The organism is Kutzneria buriramensis (genome assembly GCF_003387475.1).
GTDB lineage: Bacteria > Actinomycetota > Actinomycetes > Mycobacteriales > Pseudonocardiaceae > Kutzneria > Kutzneria buriramensis.
This window is the reverse complement of record NZ_QUNO01000038.1, coordinates 1-15,022: the sequence shown is the minus strand read 5'-3', so window position 1 is coordinate 15,022 and position 15,022 is coordinate 1. Positions and strand designations below refer to the sequence as shown.

Sequence of the window (15,022 nt, the reverse complement as noted above, 5' to 3'; positions counted from 1 at the left end):
CCGACAGTCCTGGTTTGCGAGCTGCACCGGTTGATGGCGCGGCCAGTGACGCCCAGCGACCTGCCGGAAACTGTCGGTGTCTCGTGGCACTCTGAAAGGCCGCGAGGAGGTGTTCGTGACCGTCGACCACGCCCAGCTCCGCACCACCGCCCTGGCCTACGCCGCGCTCGCCCGCAGCCGGCAGCGCGGGCGGCTCAACGTCACCAAGCTCATCGAGCACCAGCGGCTGGCCGCACAGCTGTGCCAGCTGACCCAGACACCCGACGTCGCCCAGGCATGGCAGCAGACCCGGCAGCTGCTCGGCGACCTGCCGCAGTCGCCGACCGACGACCAGCCCCGCCAGCGACCTACCCGCCGGCGCCGGCCCGCCAACGAGCCCGTCAACGAGCCGGCGGCCAGCAGCGCGCCGACGGAGAGGCCGGCGTGCCTGGCGTGTGCCAAGCCGCTGCGTAAGAAGCGCGAGGTGAACAGCGGCGTGCACAAGGGCTGCCAGTTGGTGCCGTGCCCGAACTGCCGCAAAAGCTTCCCCCGGCGCACGCTGGTCCAGGGGCGGTGCCTGCCGTGCGCGGCGAAAGCCGCAGGGCAGACCATCCCCGCCCGAGGGTTCGCCCCGGTGAGCGCCGAGCAGATCGCCGCCTTCCGCCAGGCCGCCGTGCAGCAGGCCGCAACCCGACGGGCCGCCATCAACCACGCGGTCGTCCGCCAGACCGCTCACCGCCAGGTGGCCGTGCAGCAGGCCCGGCGCGCCGCGGCCGCCGACCCGGCCCCGCGTCCCAGGCGTACCGTGAGCCCGCTGGACATACCGCAGAAGCCCTTGTGGTTCGGCCGGATCATGCGGTGGTCGACGAAGCCGGGCTGGCCCGGGCAACTGCACGCCCGCTACGACGGCGTCGACTACGTCATGGAGCGCGTCGGCCGGCGGACCGCCGACCAGCGCGGCGTCGCCGCTGGCTGGTACCTGCGGCGTCCCGACACGGCGTGGGACCAGTACGGCGACCACCTGGCCGAGAACATGGGCTTGGCCAAGCGGCTGGCCGAGGTCCTCATCGTCACCGGCGAGTCGGGCTGCTCCGCCCCGGACCAGCCGCCGAACCTGGTGACCGTGATGCACGGCGACCTGACCAGTAGATTGTCGATCGCTGGCACCGCCACGTCTGTGGTGATCGCGCCCGACCTGGACCAGCCGATGGTCCGCGTGCACCGCCACGCCCCGCTGTCCGACCCGTACCAGGACGCGGGCGGCCTGCTCGGCGAGATCCGCGCCAAGATCCAACGTCCCGCCGGCGATCGGGCCGCGCCGGTCAGCCTGGGCTGGACCGTGCACACCGCCGCCGGTAAGACGGTCAGCACCCACGCGAGCTGGGACGACGCCTTCTCCGCACTGGCCGCCCTGCTGGAGGGCACCACCACCCGCGAGGCGCTCAAGGACGCCCGCTGCACCAAGTGCGGCAACCACGGGGCCCACATGTGCGGGAAGGACTGGCGGCTGGCCAACGGCAAGATCACCAAACGCCCCCGGGGCGGCAGCGTGCGCGCCGTCACCGGCGGCTTGCCCGGCCTGGGCGGGCACTGACACCAGCGAGGCTCTCCGTGGACAGGCGAGGTGTGGAAAGAGTCTTTCCACACCTCGCCTGTCAGCTCGGTGATGGACTCACGGAAGGGGCGAGGGAGGTCGCGCCGCCGTCGCCAAGTTCCACTCGCATCCGGGCAAGGAGCGGGTCGCCTGCCGTCAGCACGGCCCGGCCCGCATCGTTGGCCTCGTTTTGGGCTTGTGCGGCCTGCACCTTGGTGTCCGGCACCTGCGCGTCGGCGAACGTCGCCATCTTCCGGGCGCTTCCCACGGCAGTGCCGTACCGGACGATCAACCGGTTGAACTCGTGCAGCAGGCCGTGCACTTCCCCGCTGGCGATCAACGCCGCGCGGGCTTCCAAGGTGTAGTCGATCGAGTCCTGCTGCGGCGCAGGCGTGGGCGGGTCGGTCTGGAAGGTCGCCTGGTCGACTGCGAATCCGATCTGGCGCTGCCAATCCAGGACGTAGCGAGTGACCGCGAGGTAGGTATCGAGCTTGCGGGCCTGTTCGCGTTCGGTCCGTGCCTGGGCTCGCTCGTGCGCTCGTGTCTTGTCGGCCTCTGCGGCCGCTGCTCGCACCGCGCGCCTGGTCACGAAGTAGGTCACCACGGCGCTGAGCGCGGCTCCCAACAGCGCCCCACCGGCGCCGACCACGCTGGTCAGCACGGCCACCGAGTCGCTCACGTGTGCACCTCCATCTCGCGGTCAGGACTGCGGGTGCCGGGGCGGGTTCGGATCGAGCCGCCCAGCAGGCCGGCCGCGCCGGAGCCGGGTGAACGGCGCGGCCGGCATCGGCGTCCGGTAGGCCTCCAGGGCGGCCCGCAGCTCGTCCAGGAACGGGGCCAGGAGCTGGTAGTCGCCGTTGCCGTCGGGCGCTGCCGCGAGGATCTTCTCGGCCGCGACGACGAGCTCGGGCGACTGGAAGGACACCAGCAGCGATGCCGCCTCGGCCAGGGCCGGACCGAACTCGGCGGCCTTCTCCCAGTCGAAGGTGAACGGGTGGCCGGGCTGGAACTGCTGCGCCAGCTGGGCCACCGCCCGAACCAACCGCGTCAGCCGCGGGTCGGCGTCCTTGTTTCGGTAGTCGATCCCCTGCTGGCCCAGGTCGGAGTAGACGGTGTCCCTGCTGACGACCGCCGTCCGTGCCAGTTCGGCGATCGTGCGTGCGCCGGCGTTCCACGCGGCGGCCATCAATAGCGGCCGCTCGGCCTCCAGCTCGGCTCGCCGGGCGGCCCAGTCCGCCAGGGCGGCCAGGGCCTCACCGCGACTCGACAGTATGTCCATGAGCCACAGACTAGACCCGCAACCCGCAAAGTGTCGAACGCTCGACACTTTGCGGCCGTCGCACGGCCGGACCGCGCCGTGGCCTAGTTGCGGGATAACCTACGTTATCGGGCAACTCTGGCTAGGATCGGGAGAATCGAGCTGGGCGAACGTCTCCGGCGGCCGCCGCTTCGATTCCCGGTTATCTGGCAACCTGAGGGAGAGGCCGTGCACACCGCCGTCGCCGACGCACTCGGGCCGCACCCGCTGGCGCTGCCCATCGAGGAGTTCCTCACCGACCTGCGCAACGCCGGCCGCCCGGACAACACGCTCCGCGCCTACCGCGGCGACCTCATTCAGTTCGCCGCCCACCACGACGGGCCGGTCGCCGAGCTGACCGTCGCGGTGGTCCGCGCCTACCTGACGGAGATCGCCGGCTTGGCCGCGTCCAGCCGCAAGCGCAAGCGGGCTGCGGTCGGCTCGTTCTGCCGGTGGGCGGTGCGCCACGAGCTGCTCGCGACCAACCCGATGGACCGGGTCGACTCCATCACTGTGGCCAGGACCCTGCCCCGCCCGGCTGACCCGGCGCAGGTGCAGAAGGTGCTCGGCGTGATCTGCTCGCGCCGGCCGCGCAAGGACGTGCCGGTCGACCGGCTGCGCGACCGGGTGCTGTTCGAGACTGCCTATGTCTGCGGTGCCCGCGCCTCGGAGGTTTGCGGTCTCCACGTCGAGGACCTCGACCTGCGCCTGGACGACGAGCACGCCCGCATCCACGGCAAGGGCGGCTCGGTGCGCACCGTGCTGCTGGACGACCGCGGCTACGTCGCGCTGCTGCGGCTGTACCTCGCCCGCGCCAAGTTCACCTCGGGCCCGTTGTTCCGCGCCAGCATCAACGGTTCCGGCGGACCGCTGTCCTACGACGCCGCCCACCACCGCTGGACCGGCTACTGCGCGGCCGCCGGCGTCGACATCGACATCCACCAGCTCCGCCATGCCCACGCCACCGAGCTGATCAACGCCGGCGCGAGCATCGAGACCGTCCGCAAGCGGCTGGGCCACGCCTCCACCGAGACCACCCAGGTCTACGCGTTGCTGGCGGACAAGGTAGCCGACGACGAGATCCGCGCCGTCCGTCGACGACGCGACACCCGGCGCTGAGTGCGCACCGACCCCACGGGCTTCGAGCCGTGCGCGTAACGCCCGCCTGACCTGCGACGAAGTCCTTGTTACCTGATGGCTCGGCGCTCCTCCCCCTGGCGCCGGGCCATCGCCATTTCAGGCCCCAGACCAGCTGCTGGGCAGGCTCGCTCCGCCACCAAACGACCTCGACAACGCTCTAAACAGGGGAAATGGGTGTCCGGTGTGCCTGCAGCACGCCGTGGCGCGGACGAGTAGCAGCCCCGCCACCCCGGTCCTGCGATGATCGCGAGATGGAGACCGACCACACGCGGCGCCTGGTCAAGCTGATCTCGCTGGTCGCCTACACCGAGGGCAAGACGTTCGGCCTGCGCCAGCCGCACGGGCTCAGCAGGCCAGGCTTGTCGGCTGCTCTGCCAGAGCACCAGACCGAGCTGGCGCGCGAGATGTGCAGGTACTACGCCGGTGCAGTCCGGCACGTGCTCAGTGACGGCCGCGAGTATCGGCGGGACTACGAAGAACTGGCCGACTACACGCTGCCGTTCGTCACCAACGCCGGACCCGATGTCGAGGAACTGCTCGGTGACATCCTGGTCGGCTCGCTCAGCCTGCTGGAAGCGACCGAGCTGCGGGTGGTCGGCCGCAAGTGGCTCGATGACGTCATCGACACCTGCTGGGCGGCCAAGGTCGCTGCCGCACCCGAGTCCTACGGCGACGAGTAGCGCCGTTCGCGGCCACCGCCTGTCGTACGCGCTGGGCTCCGCTGGGGCTGCAAACAGGGGAAATGAGCGGCGGCGCGCCCCGCTCGCCCACCGGGTGCGCACGAGTCCGGGGATATACTGCCGACGGCGGGTCGGCAGAGATCACTGGAACTCTGCGACCCGCGTCTCCTTCTCGGCCCGGCGGTGTCTAGTCCTGCGGCGGGGCCGTCAGCAGCTTCAGCACCTCGTCGACGAACTCCGGGCTCAGCTTGGCGCGGAGCACGCCGGCAACGTCGCTGGGCGTGGAGCGGCGCTTGATGGTCAACGCCGACGGAGTGGAAAGAGTCTTTCCACTGTCGTCGTCTTGCTCGTCTTCGGCGCCGGGAGGGCTGTAGGGCGGTCCTTGTTCGAGGATGGCCCGCTGGGTGTCGTGGTCGAGGACGGCCAGCTTCAGCGCCTTCTGGACCGGCAGACCAAGGTCGCTGACCATGCCCTGGAACTCGGGGATGAGGTCGAGCAGCTGGATCCGCTGGTTGACCTGCGTGTGGCTGATCCCCATCCGCTCCGCGAACGCGCGCCGGCTCTCCCCCGTCATCTCCAGGACGGCCACCATCTCCGCGCCTTCCCGGATCGGGTCGGTGGGCTTGCGGTGGTAGTTCTCGATGATGGGTGCCTCGCGGGCCGCCCGCGGGTGCGCCAACTTGTCGTTGCGGAAGAACGGCAGGCCTTCCAGGCCGCGGTGGCGCGCGATGGCCAGTCGGCGGTTGCCCATGATGACGATCTTGTCGACGTCCGGGCCGAACTTGCCCTGGTCCTCGGGGTGGTGCTCGTACCAGGCTTCGATGGACGTGACGGTGACGGCCTGGAGGATGTTGTACTCGTTGAGCGTCTCCCCCAGCGCGGCGAGCTCCGGATCCTGTTCCGGGTCGTACTCGCGCTCCCAGCGGGGGTTGTCCGGCCGGTGAGCGAATTCCTTCAACTCGCCCCAGGACACCTCGAGGTCGCGGCTGCTCACCGTGGACACGGGCTCGGTCTGCGCGCTGGCGATCACCGACTGCACGATGACGCTCGTGTCGCTGAAGTTCGACGAGTTCAGTCCCACCGGCGGAGCGGCGGCACCGTGTCCGCCGCCCTGTCCCCCGGTGTTGCGGCGGCCCTTGGGCGGTCGCTTCGGCGCGGGCATCAGGCGGCTCCTTCGGTGCCAGGCTTGTTCCCCGGCCCGACGAGCTCGGTGCAGAGGTCCTCGTACTCCCCGACGTCGTCGGGGATGATGCAGTACATCTCGTCGTAGGCGCCGGCGCGGGTGATCTCGGCGGTGAGCACGTGGAGGCCCAGGGCGTACGGCTTGTCCGGATCCGGCGTGCCGTCGGCGGCGCGCAGGTCGGTGGACAGGTCCTCTCGGGCTTCCCGGGCCTTGCCCTTGCCTGCCTGCGGGACTCGGGTCAGCAGCACGCTGATGTCGAGCTTGGATCCGCTTTCGTTGATCGCGGCGGCGTGTCGGTAGGTCTCCAGGATGCGGCGAAGTTCGCCGTTCATCGGCCCGACCGGCATGATCAGCTTGTCGGCGTACAGGCAGCCGTGGGCGAATGCCTCGGGCTGCTCGCCGCCGGTGTCGATCAGCACGGCGTCCGCGCCGGTCTGCTGCTCGACGGTGCGGGCGAACGCGCTGAGCGGCCCGTTCTTCTCTTCCCAGATCGCCAGCTTGAACGGCACGGTGTACCCGAGCCGCAGCGACTCCTGCACCCAGTCCGTGGCGCCTCGCGTCCTGGTGTCGGCACAGATCACGACGACGTTGTAGTTCCGACGCGCCAGCGCGATGGCCAGCAGGATGACCGAGGTCGTCTTGCCCGGGCCGCCCTTCAACGTCGCGATCAGCAGGCGCAGGATCTGCAGACTTGCCACCGGTTCCTCCTCCGATGCGACCTTGACACCAACACTGGAAAGACTCTTTCCACGCCGCTGGACAGCGGACGGATGGACCGGGTGGAAAGACTCTTTCCACGCTCGTCTGCGCTACGCGGCAGCCACCGTACCGGTCCTCACCTGGGCCACCGGCGCTTGGGGCGGTGCGACACTCTGAAGACAGCGACCTTCGGGTGTCACTCGGCCTCGGTGTGCTTCAGCACGTCCTTGTCGATCGCTCCGTGCAGCTCGCCGGCTCCGACGAGCAGCTGCTGACCGACCACCTTGGCCAGGTTCCGATCGGTCTTGGCCAGGCGCACCAGCACCCGCACAAGCTCTGCAAACGGCACGTCCTGCCCGATCTGCGTCGCGATCCGCGAGCGAAGCGTGTTGATCGTCTTCTGCTCGGCGACCAGCAGATCGATGGTGGTCCGGACGGTGTCCGCCCCGTCCGCTCCCGGTGCCACCTTGGGCATGGGCGTGTTCTCCCGCCTGGTTGTCCTGGATCTTCTGGAGGGGGAGCGTAGCGGTGGAGGTGACGGCACTCCAGTAACGCCAGCATCGCCAGTGGCCTGCGGAAATTCCAGGGGCAGGGGCACGTCCTCGGGCATCGTGGTCACCGCGCCTTCGTCCGGGAGCCGGCCTGCGGCTGGTCGCCGGAGGAGTGCGTGCCGGGCCGGCGGCCCATCGGCTCGATCAAGGAGCGCCTGGTCGTCTTCGGGGCGCCGGTCGCGCTCACGTGGACCTTGGCGGCGGCGTCACGCGCCGCGCTGTCGTCGACGGTCGCGGGGTCCGCCGCCAGCGGGCCGGCGGCAGCGGGATTCGCCGGCGCAGGCCGGTGCTCGGCGAGTTCGCCGGCGGCGCGGTGCAGGGCGGGCCCGGACTGGCCGGGCTGCTGGTCGTGGCGCTGACGGGTGGCCAGGTCGTAGACCAGCACCGCGACGATGGCCAGCACCGCCAGGGCCAGCACCGGGGCCGGGTCGGCCGAGTAGGCGGCGATCCGGGCGGCCTTGGCCAGCATCGGCAGGACAACCTGGCGGTGGAAAGAGTCTTTCCAGGCCGCCCTGTGGTCCTGGGGCCTACCCAGCCGGGCGGCGTCGAGCAGGGCGTCTGCGGCGCGGTGCAGCGGGCCGGGCTGGTCGCGTTCGAGGCGGACGGCCAGCACGCACACCAGCTCGGCGGTCTCGGTGACCGCCGTGTTCCACCGCTCCTGGTCGTCGGGGTCGAGCGCGGCCGCAGCCGCCTTGGCCTTGTTCAGCTCGATCTGCACGGTGTTCCACCGGACGGCGCGGCGGGGTTCGGGCAGCTCGCCCGGCCGCTCCCAGTGGGCGAGCAGGGCGGCCTCGGCGACCCGGTTCTCCGGCGGGGGCCAGTGCTCGCGCAGCCGCGGCAGCGTCAGGTCCCGGGCAAGCTGGCCGCCGGCCAGGCGCAGCGCCGGGGTCGAGTCGGTGGAAGGAGTCTTTCCACCGGTGCCTGCCGGCGGCCGCGCGACGGAGTAGCCGACGACCAGGCCCTGCTCGACGCGTGGCCGCACGTCGACGTCCTTGGCCTTGAGCGCGGCCAGGAAGTCCATCTCGTTGCTGGCGCCGGCGGCCGCGGCGCGCACCAGGCGGGCCAGCTGGCGGCGTTCAGGCTCGACGCCGGTGGCCTTGGCGCGCTCGTGCTCGGCGCGGGTCAGGCCCCGGGCGCCGGATCCAGCTCGCGCGGTGCGCACCAGGTCCAGGCGTTCCTCGACCTGGTTTGCCCAGGTCCGCAGCTTGCGTTCGTCGTAGGACAGCCGGGCGGTCTTGCCGTCCTCGCCGACCAGCTGCACCGCCAGGTGGATGTGGTCGGCGCCGGCGGCGTTCGGGCCGTGCCAGACGGCGACCCACCGGCAGTTCTGCACGCCGATCGCGGCCACGGCCTGCTCGGCCAGCTCGGCCCAGCGCTGGTCGCCGAGCACGCCGTCGTCGGGGTGGGCGGCGATCGGCACGTGGTAGACGTGCCCGGCCTTGAGGTTCACCCCGAACAGCAGCCTTGGGCTGTCCATGAGGTCGACCAGGGCGCGCTGCCCGGCCTCGTCCGGGCGGGCCGGTGTGCCGTCGAGCAGCTGGCCGTCGAGCAGGCTGGGGTCCCAGGCGGCGACCAGGTGCGGATCGACGTGCAGGCACTCCTTGTGGTCGTGGTCGGCCTCGTGCTGCTCGGCCTCGCCGGGCTCCTGGCCTTGTTTGAACAGGTAGAAGATCAGCGCGGCGAGGTCGTGGTGGCGGGGGAGCGGCTTGGTGATCATCGGGGTCGCAGGAAGCCGAGCACCGCGGACAGGTCCTCGAGGAGGCTGGCGAGCCGAACGCCGGCGTCGGCGAGTTCGGCGGGGAGCACCCAGCCGTTGAGGTTGGCCTGGTGGGCGAGCTGGTTGAGGTTGGTGGCGATGCCGACGAGCTGCCGGTGGTGTCGGGTCAGCTCCGTGAACAGCGCCTTGTCGCGGGCGGCGGAGCGGACCCGGGGCCGGACGCGGTGCGGGGAGCGCGGGCCCGGCACGAAGGTCAACGCGGCGGTGTGCACGTAGGCGGACAGCTGGATGTCGGCCTCGGCGGCCGCGCTCTCTAGGAACCGCAGCTCGTCGTCGGACAGGCGGATGTAGACGGGGTTCTTGCGGCCGCCGGGCACGCCGGCGACGCGGCCGGTGGCGGTGTAGTGCAGCTCGAACGCGGTCGTGCGGTTGCCCATCGGTTCCCCCCGTTGGCGTCGCGCGCTGGTGACGTCTCCCCCGAGACAACGCGCCTGATGTCACGGTACGTGACATCAGGCGGGGTGTCGTGGGGGAGCGTTGTCGCGTGTCGCCGGCGGGGTTGTCGCGGCGTTGTTCCTGTTTGGAGGCTTTTCGCATCAGCTTGCTGATGCACTTCTTGCTCCGGGCACGCCAGGCTGCCCGGCACGAAGCCAGCACTCAAGGTGTCCGGCCCCCCAGCGCGCCGATCAGGACGTTGTCGCCGTGGCGCAGGTGGCCCCCAGGCCGTCACGCCACGCTGCCGGGCCCGCGCCCTCGTCGCCAGGTCGATGCCTGATGCCCGCGGAAGGTAGTGCCCCGCAGGATCTCGTCCTGGGCCTGGCGCTGCCTGGCGCAGGTGCGGTGGGCCTGCTGCCCGAGGTACTGGCCGATCGGGGTGCCGGCGGGGACCTCGCGGCCGCACGCCGAGCAGGTGCTGGGCTCGGTGGCCTTCGGCACCGCCGCCCGGGGCATGGCCGACTTCGTGGTGCTGGTCGCCGACGGCTCAGCCCGGCGGCGGGCCGCACGTTGTCGCCGCTTTCTCGTGGCGGCCCTGGCGGCAGGTGACTTGTCCTTGGGCCGCGTTCCTGTGCTGCCCAGCGCGCCGGGCAGCGGCTGATCGGCCGCGAGGTTGAGCTGGTCGCGGTAGGCGGCGTCGAGCTCGGCTCGCCGGGCCTGCCGCCGGGAGACCAGCGGCTTGGAAGCGACCGGCGCCGGCAGCACCGCGAACCGCGGCTCCCCAGGCCGGTGCGGCAGGTCGTGCCCAGGCGGCAGTCCGCAGGGCACTCCTGGTCCCCGCATCAGGTAGCCGCAGGTCGCCCTCGGCGGCGTCACGGCGTCACGGTTCACGAGGGCATCGTGCTCTCCCCGCGCGACCGCGTCGACGTGGCGCGCCGCGGTCTCGGAGCCGTCTTCGGTCAGTCCATTTCAGACGAACGCTTGGCCGGTGTTCTCCCTGTTTGGAGCGTTGCTGGCCTGGTTCACGGGGGAGCATGTCAGGGGCGACGGCCATGGATGGGCGGTCCGCTCGGGACCGTGCGCGCTCGTCGACGAGGTGTTCGTCAGCGAACTGGGACGTGTGCCGCAGGCTCAGGTCAGACGCCACGGCGGGACTCGAAGGGGACGGCGCCGCCGGCGAGACCGCCGTCGGCGGCGGCCGCCATGAGCACGTCGTAGGGTTCGCGCTCCCCGAGCGATGCGAAGCGCCCGCACAGCAGGACCACGAAGCCTCTCGCCCGGGCGGCGTCCCACCAGCCAGGGGGCCATGGCAGGTCCAGGTCGAACAGGAACGGGTAGCCGGTCGGGCCGGGCCACTCCACGGTGATCTGGTCCTGGCCCTCGACGCGGCACCACCAGCCGGCGGCGGGCGCGAACGTGAGCTCGTCGTCGGGATGCAGCCACGGCAGTCCGAACTCGTGAACCGTGGAGAACAGCAGGTCAACACTTTCGCCGGCGGCCGTGGTCTCGGCCGTGCGGCGGGGATCGTCGCAGAACAGGAAGGCAAGCGGGCCGTCGTCGAGTAACCACACCGCTGCCTGCACGCGCAGCTCGGTCTCCATGCCGAGATCGTGCCGGGGCACGGACAGCTCGACCACGTCCGTCCGCCGGGTGTCGGCAGCGCCCGCTGGTGTCCGTTCCGGCTCGGTCATCGCCACGTGGTCGGCCACCTCTCGTGCAGGGTGATCCCAAGATCGGCGACGGCTTCGGGCAGGGTGCGCCCTGCTGGTGGGGTGCCGGCGAGCGTCCACGACACCGTGGCGCGGATCAAGGTGGCTTCCGCCAGTACGCGACCGACCAGCGCGGCGAGTTGGTAGTCCTTGCCTGACTCCTCCTCCTTGTCGTGGCCCCAAATCACGGTCCACAGCTCCGGGGAGAGTTCCTCCGCGGGCAGAGCTGGCTGCTCCGCCCGCTTCTCGGCCATGAGCACGTCATCCAGCACCTCACGGACCAGTTCGGCCCGGATCACGTTCGTCATGAGCGACACGGTGCTGGAGAACGAGCTCCGGGGGCAAACCGTCCAACCCACGTTCGACCCACGTCTGGCTCACGCCATGCAGGCCGGCCTCTCGGCCACCAGCTCCGCCAACGTCGGCTGGACGGGGCAGTCGGGACGCTGGCCGGGGGGGCTCAGCGGTCCGTACCGCCGCCCGTACCGTCCTCCGTGCCGCCGCCCGTACTCCCGCCCGTGCCGCCCTCCGTACTGCCGCCCGTACCGGACCCGTCTGCGGCGGCGGTCCTGTTGTTGCAGCTCAGGGGGCGTTGTCGCCGCCGACGATGACGCCGACAAGTATCTATTGGTCACCACTTCGCCCCCGTCCGCCGTCGACCCATCCCCGTCAGCACCATGGCTGTGGGCACCGCCGCCGGCGGTCTGCAGGACAACGGCCCGAGACCGTCGAGCTGGTCCCGGGCCGCGCGCAGTGCTTCCCTGATGCTCCTGGCCTTCAGTGGGTGTGGAAAGAGTCTTTCCACCGGCCTGTCCGACATGGCACGCAGGCGTGTTTTCCCTGTTTGATGGGTATGCGGACTAGTTCCGGCGGCCGTCGGGCGGTGGCAGTTCGGCCCGGACGTAGAGCCGGAACTTGCCGAACCCAGGCCGGCCCGGGCGGGTGTTCTCGTACGGCTCGGAGACCGACGTCAACGTGAACACCTCGCCGAGGCGTGCGCCGGCCTCGGCGAGCTCGGCCAGGTCGCCCTCGATGGTGATCCTCACCGGTCCTCCTCGAGGAGCAGGGCGGCCAGCCATGCCGGCAGGTCCGCGATGTCGTGGTCCTGGTCGATCTCGTAGCGCACGCCGTCCACGACGGAGCCGGCGCCGACGACGTAGCCGCCGGTGCGCTGGCCGGGCGCGCGGACGTCGATGCCCGGCCCGAACGGCGAGGCGGTGCCGGAGCTGCTGTCGATCGGCGGCCCGCCGGCGGGGACACGCAGGAACAGGTGTTGGCCGTGGGGCGTGCGCACGCGCAGCGTGCGGGGGAGCGGCTGCTGGTGTCGCGCGCACAGCTCGGTGAACGCGGCGACGCCGTCCGGGCCGTGGGCGTGCCGGTCGAGGTCGAGCACGACGACACCGCTGGCGCGGCAGCCGACGCCGATGTTGGCCTGCGCCGGCCACCTGCTCCGCACGTCGGCGGGGTTGGTCGTGCACCGCGCTGACCAGCCGCGTTGGTCGGGCCGGCGGGCGCCTGGCGGCAGCGGGAACACCGCCAGGCCCCGGTCGATGAGCGCGGCCGCGGCGAGGTCAGCAGTCACAGCTGTACTCGTTGTCGGCGCCGCACTCCCGGCAGAAGACGTAGTCGGGGTCGTTCGGGTCGTCGGAGCCGTAGTAGTCCTCGTCGAACTCCTCGGCCGCGTCCACGGGCTGGTCCTCCTCGTCGAACTCGGGAAAGTTGGGGTGGCGCACGCCGGCGTACACGCGGGTGCCGCCACGCGGCTCTCCGCCGCCGGCAGAGGCCTCGGTGTAGTGCTCGCCCCACGGCAGGTCGGGCAGCGTGGCCTCGGCCTCCAAGAGCTCCTCGCAGGTGTCGCAGGCGTACACGTCGTGCCAGGCCGCCGTCGTCCACAGCGAGCCGGGGAACCGGTCGATGTGCAGCAGCCGGCCGGGACAGGGCTCGTCCTCGCCGTCGTCATGCGCCTTGCCGTGGTGGCAGCCGGTCCCGGAGCAGCGGCAGGCCTCGTCGGCCTGGCGCATGGAGTGCCAGGTGGCTTCGGCGCGGGCGCGCTGCGCCGGCGTGGCGTCGGCCGGCAGCGCCCGCACGCCCTGGCCCTCGATGCGCGTGACAGCGATCTCCTCGGCCGTCATGCCCGTGGTGAGCGACCAGTCCATGGTCACCGGGACGCGGGTGGCGATCAGGTCGGCAGTGCTGAGCATGTCGGCGACCAGGCCGTCGGTGAAGCGGCGCGGGAACTGGCTGCCGGACACCGGGCCGGCCACGATCAGCAGGCCGGCCGGGTGCGAGCGGACCTTCGTCAGCCAGTCCGGCGACAGCGCGACAGGCCCATCAAACAGGGCTTTTCCATCGGGATAGGCCAGGCGGACGGCGGTCGGGGCGCACACGTCGCCCTGCACCGGGCGCAGGGTCAGCGTCCAGTCCAGGGTGCCGGCGCCGGCGGTCGAGTAGGCCCAGCCGTGTTCGTGCAGCTCGATGCCGAACGACGTCCACCATGCGCCCGGGATCTTGTTGGTCGGGTTGTTGCTGATCGCGATCAGCTCGATGGCCAGGCACGGCTGTCCGGCGACCCACTCGCCGCGGCCGGACAGCCGGACCTCGCCGTCCGGGCCGGGCTGGCCGAAGTGGTCGGGCAGCGCGAACCGGATGTCGGGAAGCAGGGCAGGGGCCTCGTAGCGCTGCTCGACCACCATGGCGATGGCCAGCTCGTCGGCGGTGGGGGCCGGGTAGTCGGCGAGCAGCCGGCGGGCCTGGGTGTAGCTCTCGTCGGTGACGGCCATCCGCTGGCGGACGCGGGTCTTGAACGGATCGTCGCGAGTCATGGTCGATCTCCATGGGCGGCGGCCCCACGCCCCGGCGCCCGGGTCGACATACGACGGCACGGGTCACGTACGGGATGGTGCGAGTTGCGCGATCAAAGACCTTGGTCGGCATCCGCGTGACGGCGTGGGCGTCGGTGCGGCGACAACGGGCTGTGCGCGAGCCGGATGCCAGGGTAGCGACTCAAGGCGCTCGGGTTCAAGTTCCTGGACCTACTGGATTTCAGTGCGTCGGAGAGGCTGTTCTCCCTGTTTGGAGCAGGTTTCGCACGCAGAGCGTTGAGGGGCTACAACTGGGCATGCCGGGTGTCGTGTCCGGTGAGAGGCCGGCACGCCAGCCAGACCAGCCAGCCGAACCCGGTCAACAGCAAGGCCTCGGCGACGGACACGACCGCCAGGCCGGCCGGGCAGGGGCCCACGACCCAGAACCCGACCAGCGCGGCCGCCGGAAGCACGGTGAAGGCGAGCAGATCGACCGCTAGCTGCACCAGCCAGCGAGCCCGGCAGAACACGCCGGTCCGGTGGTAGCTCTCCCACCCGAACGCCCCGGGGACGCCGGCGATCTCGGCGGCTCGCGGGGACAACTGCTCGCGCACGTAGCGGTTGGCGCTGCCGATCTTCTCGTCGTTGGCGAGGTACTTCCAGCCCAGCACGATGGCCACGGGCGGCAGCAGCAACAGCACCGCGGCGTTGTGCTGGCCGATGGTGGCGGCGATGACGGCGCCCATCGCGGCGATCGTGGTGTACACGAGGCCGTCGCGGTGCTGGATGCGGTTGCGCTGCTCGCCTTTGACCTGGTCGTACTCGGTGAGGATCAGCGTCATCTCGGTGTCGGTGGCGCCGTCCCGGTCGGCGGCGACCGGCGTGGGCTGAGCCATGGGTACCCCTCCTTGCTTCCTGTACCTACTGGAGTTCAGTGCAGCGTTTTCCCTGTTTGGGAGCGTGTCAGTGCTCGCGCAGCTCGATCACAGAGCGGAAGCCTTCGGCGAGCAGTTCGGCGGCGGTGGTGCGGTCGATCGCGGTCCACATCGCGGTGACGACGTCGGCGGGGACCTGCCGGGCCCGGTCGGCGTTGCGCGCTAGCACGGTCGCCAGGGTCACCCGCAGCACGAGCGCGGTGGCCGGGACGGCGTGATCCCGGGCCAGGGCGAGCCAGCTGGCGCGGTCGAGGATCGCCGCGCCGGTGGCGTCCACGGTGATCGTGTCGCCGGCGGCGAGC

The 15,022-nt window shown here is 71.3% G+C and carries 18 protein-coding genes; 3 read left to right on the top strand and 15 right to left on the bottom strand.

Features of this window, described 5'->3' with window-relative positions; genetic code table 11:
- The first annotated feature begins 115 nt into the window (after positions 1 to 115).
- Positions 116 to 1,573: an RING finger protein gene (locus BCF44_RS53140; RefSeq protein ID WP_147329056.1), complete on the top strand. Its 1,458-nt coding sequence runs from the start codon at positions 116 to 118 to the stop codon at positions 1,571 to 1,573.
- A gap of 61 nt (positions 1,574 to 1,634) precedes the next feature.
- Here BCF44_RS53140 and BCF44_RS53135 read toward each other — a convergent pair whose 3' ends face one another.
- Both BCF44_RS53135 and BCF44_RS53130 read right to left on the bottom strand, forming a co-directional pair.
- On the bottom strand, positions 1,635 to 2,252 hold the full coding sequence (locus BCF44_RS53135; RefSeq protein WP_116182239.1) for a hypothetical protein: 618 nt from the start codon (positions 2,250 to 2,252) through the stop codon (positions 1,635 to 1,637).
- A 21-nt stretch (positions 2,253 to 2,273) separates the two neighbouring features.
- Positions 2,274 to 2,852 (bottom strand): hypothetical protein, encoded by a 579-nt coding sequence (locus tag BCF44_RS53130; protein WP_116182238.1) that lies wholly within the window; start codon positions 2,850 to 2,852, stop codon positions 2,274 to 2,276.
- Positions 2,853 to 3,059: 207 nt separating this feature from the next.
- On the opposite strand from BCF44_RS53130, the gene BCF44_RS53125 reads away from it, so the two are divergent.
- Positions 3,060 to 3,989, top strand: a complete 930-nt coding sequence (locus BCF44_RS53125) for a tyrosine-type recombinase/integrase (protein WP_116182237.1) — start codon at positions 3,060 to 3,062, stop codon at positions 3,987 to 3,989.
- 272 nt (positions 3,990 to 4,261) lie between these two features.
- On the top strand, positions 4,262 to 4,690 hold the full coding sequence (locus tag BCF44_RS53120) for a hypothetical protein (protein ID WP_116182236.1): 429 nt from the start codon (positions 4,262 to 4,264) through the stop codon (positions 4,688 to 4,690).
- 187 nt (positions 4,691 to 4,877) lie between these two features.
- On the opposite strand, the gene BCF44_RS53115 is transcribed toward BCF44_RS53120, so the two are convergent.
- The 13 genes from BCF44_RS53115 to BCF44_RS53060 form a co-directional block, all read right to left on the bottom strand.
- Positions 4,878 to 5,852: a ParB/RepB/Spo0J family partition protein gene (locus BCF44_RS53115; RefSeq protein WP_116182235.1), complete on the bottom strand. Its 975-nt coding sequence runs from the start codon at positions 5,850 to 5,852 to the stop codon at positions 4,878 to 4,880.
- A complete protein-coding gene (locus tag BCF44_RS53110; RefSeq protein ID WP_116182234.1) occupies positions 5,852 to 6,571 on the bottom strand; it encodes a ParA family protein in 720 nt (239 codons plus the stop codon). Before BCF44_RS53110 ends, BCF44_RS53115 begins: the two co-directional genes overlap by 1 nt.
- Positions 6,572 to 6,768: 197 nt before the next feature.
- Entirely contained in the window at positions 6,769 to 7,047 is a 279-nt protein-coding gene (locus tag BCF44_RS53105; RefSeq protein ID WP_116182233.1) for a hypothetical protein, read from the bottom strand.
- Positions 7,048 to 7,187: 140 nt separating this feature from the next.
- The gene (locus tag BCF44_RS53100) at positions 7,188 to 8,840 is read right to left on the bottom strand and encodes a relaxase/mobilization nuclease domain-containing protein (RefSeq protein ID WP_147329055.1); all 1,653 of its coding nucleotides are present in this window, start codon (positions 8,838 to 8,840) and stop codon (positions 7,188 to 7,190) included.
- Positions 8,837 to 9,277, bottom strand: a complete 441-nt coding sequence (locus BCF44_RS53095; RefSeq protein ID WP_116182231.1) for a MobC family plasmid mobilization relaxosome protein — start codon at positions 9,275 to 9,277, stop codon at positions 8,837 to 8,839. Before BCF44_RS53095 ends, BCF44_RS53100 begins: the two co-directional genes overlap by 4 nt.
- Positions 9,278 to 9,566: 289 nt before the next feature.
- The gene (locus tag BCF44_RS53090) at positions 9,567 to 10,166 is read right to left on the bottom strand and encodes a hypothetical protein (protein ID WP_147329054.1); all 600 of its coding nucleotides are present in this window, start codon (positions 10,164 to 10,166) and stop codon (positions 9,567 to 9,569) included.
- Between the two features lie 245 nt (positions 10,167 to 10,411).
- Positions 10,412 to 10,972, bottom strand: coding sequence for a hypothetical protein (locus tag BCF44_RS53085; RefSeq protein ID WP_147329053.1), 561 nt, complete (start codon positions 10,970 to 10,972; stop codon positions 10,412 to 10,414).
- The gene (locus BCF44_RS53080) at positions 10,963 to 11,292 is read right to left on the bottom strand and encodes a hypothetical protein (protein ID WP_147329052.1); all 330 of its coding nucleotides are present in this window, start codon (positions 11,290 to 11,292) and stop codon (positions 10,963 to 10,965) included. The genes BCF44_RS53085 and BCF44_RS53080 overlap by 10 nt, the downstream gene beginning before the upstream one ends.
- 552 nt (positions 11,293 to 11,844) lie before the next feature.
- On the bottom strand, positions 11,845 to 12,030 hold the full coding sequence (locus BCF44_RS53075; protein WP_116182227.1) for a hypothetical protein: 186 nt from the start codon (positions 12,028 to 12,030) through the stop codon (positions 11,845 to 11,847).
- Positions 12,027 to 12,566 (bottom strand): bifunctional DNA primase/polymerase, encoded by a 540-nt coding sequence (locus BCF44_RS56375; RefSeq protein ID WP_170218256.1) that lies wholly within the window; start codon positions 12,564 to 12,566, stop codon positions 12,027 to 12,029. Before BCF44_RS56375 ends, BCF44_RS53075 begins: the two co-directional genes overlap by 4 nt.
- Positions 12,556 to 13,806: a hypothetical protein gene (locus tag BCF44_RS56370; RefSeq protein WP_170218255.1), complete on the bottom strand. Its 1,251-nt coding sequence runs from the start codon at positions 13,804 to 13,806 to the stop codon at positions 12,556 to 12,558. The genes BCF44_RS56375 and BCF44_RS56370 overlap by 11 nt, the downstream gene beginning before the upstream one ends.
- Positions 13,807 to 14,090: 284 nt before the next feature.
- Positions 14,091 to 14,681: a hypothetical protein gene (locus BCF44_RS53065; RefSeq protein WP_211353679.1), complete on the bottom strand. Its 591-nt coding sequence runs from the start codon at positions 14,679 to 14,681 to the stop codon at positions 14,091 to 14,093.
- Positions 14,682 to 14,748: 67 nt separating this feature from the next.
- Positions 14,749 to 15,022, bottom strand: a 274-nt coding sequence (locus tag BCF44_RS53060; protein WP_147329051.1) for an AAA family ATPase, incomplete at its 5' end; no start/stop codon positions are given.

Coding starts and splice junctions, on each gene's coding strand:
- BCF44_RS53080 (WP_147329052.1), bottom strand. CDS start 11,292: ATGACGAACGTGATCCGGGCCGAACTGGTCCGTGAGGTGCTGGATGAC.
- BCF44_RS53130 (WP_116182238.1), bottom strand. CDS start 2,852: ATGGACATACTGTCGAGTCGCGGTGAGGCCCTGGCCGCCCTGGCGGAC.
- BCF44_RS53115 (WP_116182235.1), bottom strand. CDS start 5,852: ATGCCCGCGCCGAAGCGACCGCCCAAGGGCCGCCGCAACACCGGGGGA.
- BCF44_RS53105 (WP_116182233.1), bottom strand. CDS start 7,047: ATGCCCAAGGTGGCACCGGGAGCGGACGGGGCGGACACCGTCCGGACC.
- BCF44_RS53095 (WP_116182231.1), bottom strand. CDS start 9,277: ATGGGCAACCGCACGACCGCGTTCGAGCTGCACTACACCGCCACCGGC.
- BCF44_RS53065 (WP_211353679.1), bottom strand. CDS start 14,681: ATGGCTCAGCCCACGCCGGTCGCCGCCGACCGGGACGGCGCCACCGAC.
- BCF44_RS56370 (WP_170218255.1), bottom strand. CDS start 13,806: ATGACTCGCGACGATCCGTTCAAGACCCGCGTCCGCCAGCGGATGGCC.
- BCF44_RS53100 (WP_147329055.1), bottom strand. CDS start 8,840: ATGATCACCAAGCCGCTCCCCCGCCACCACGACCTCGCCGCGCTGATC.
- BCF44_RS53120 (WP_116182236.1), top strand. CDS start 4,262: ATGGAGACCGACCACACGCGGCGCCTGGTCAAGCTGATCTCGCTGGTC.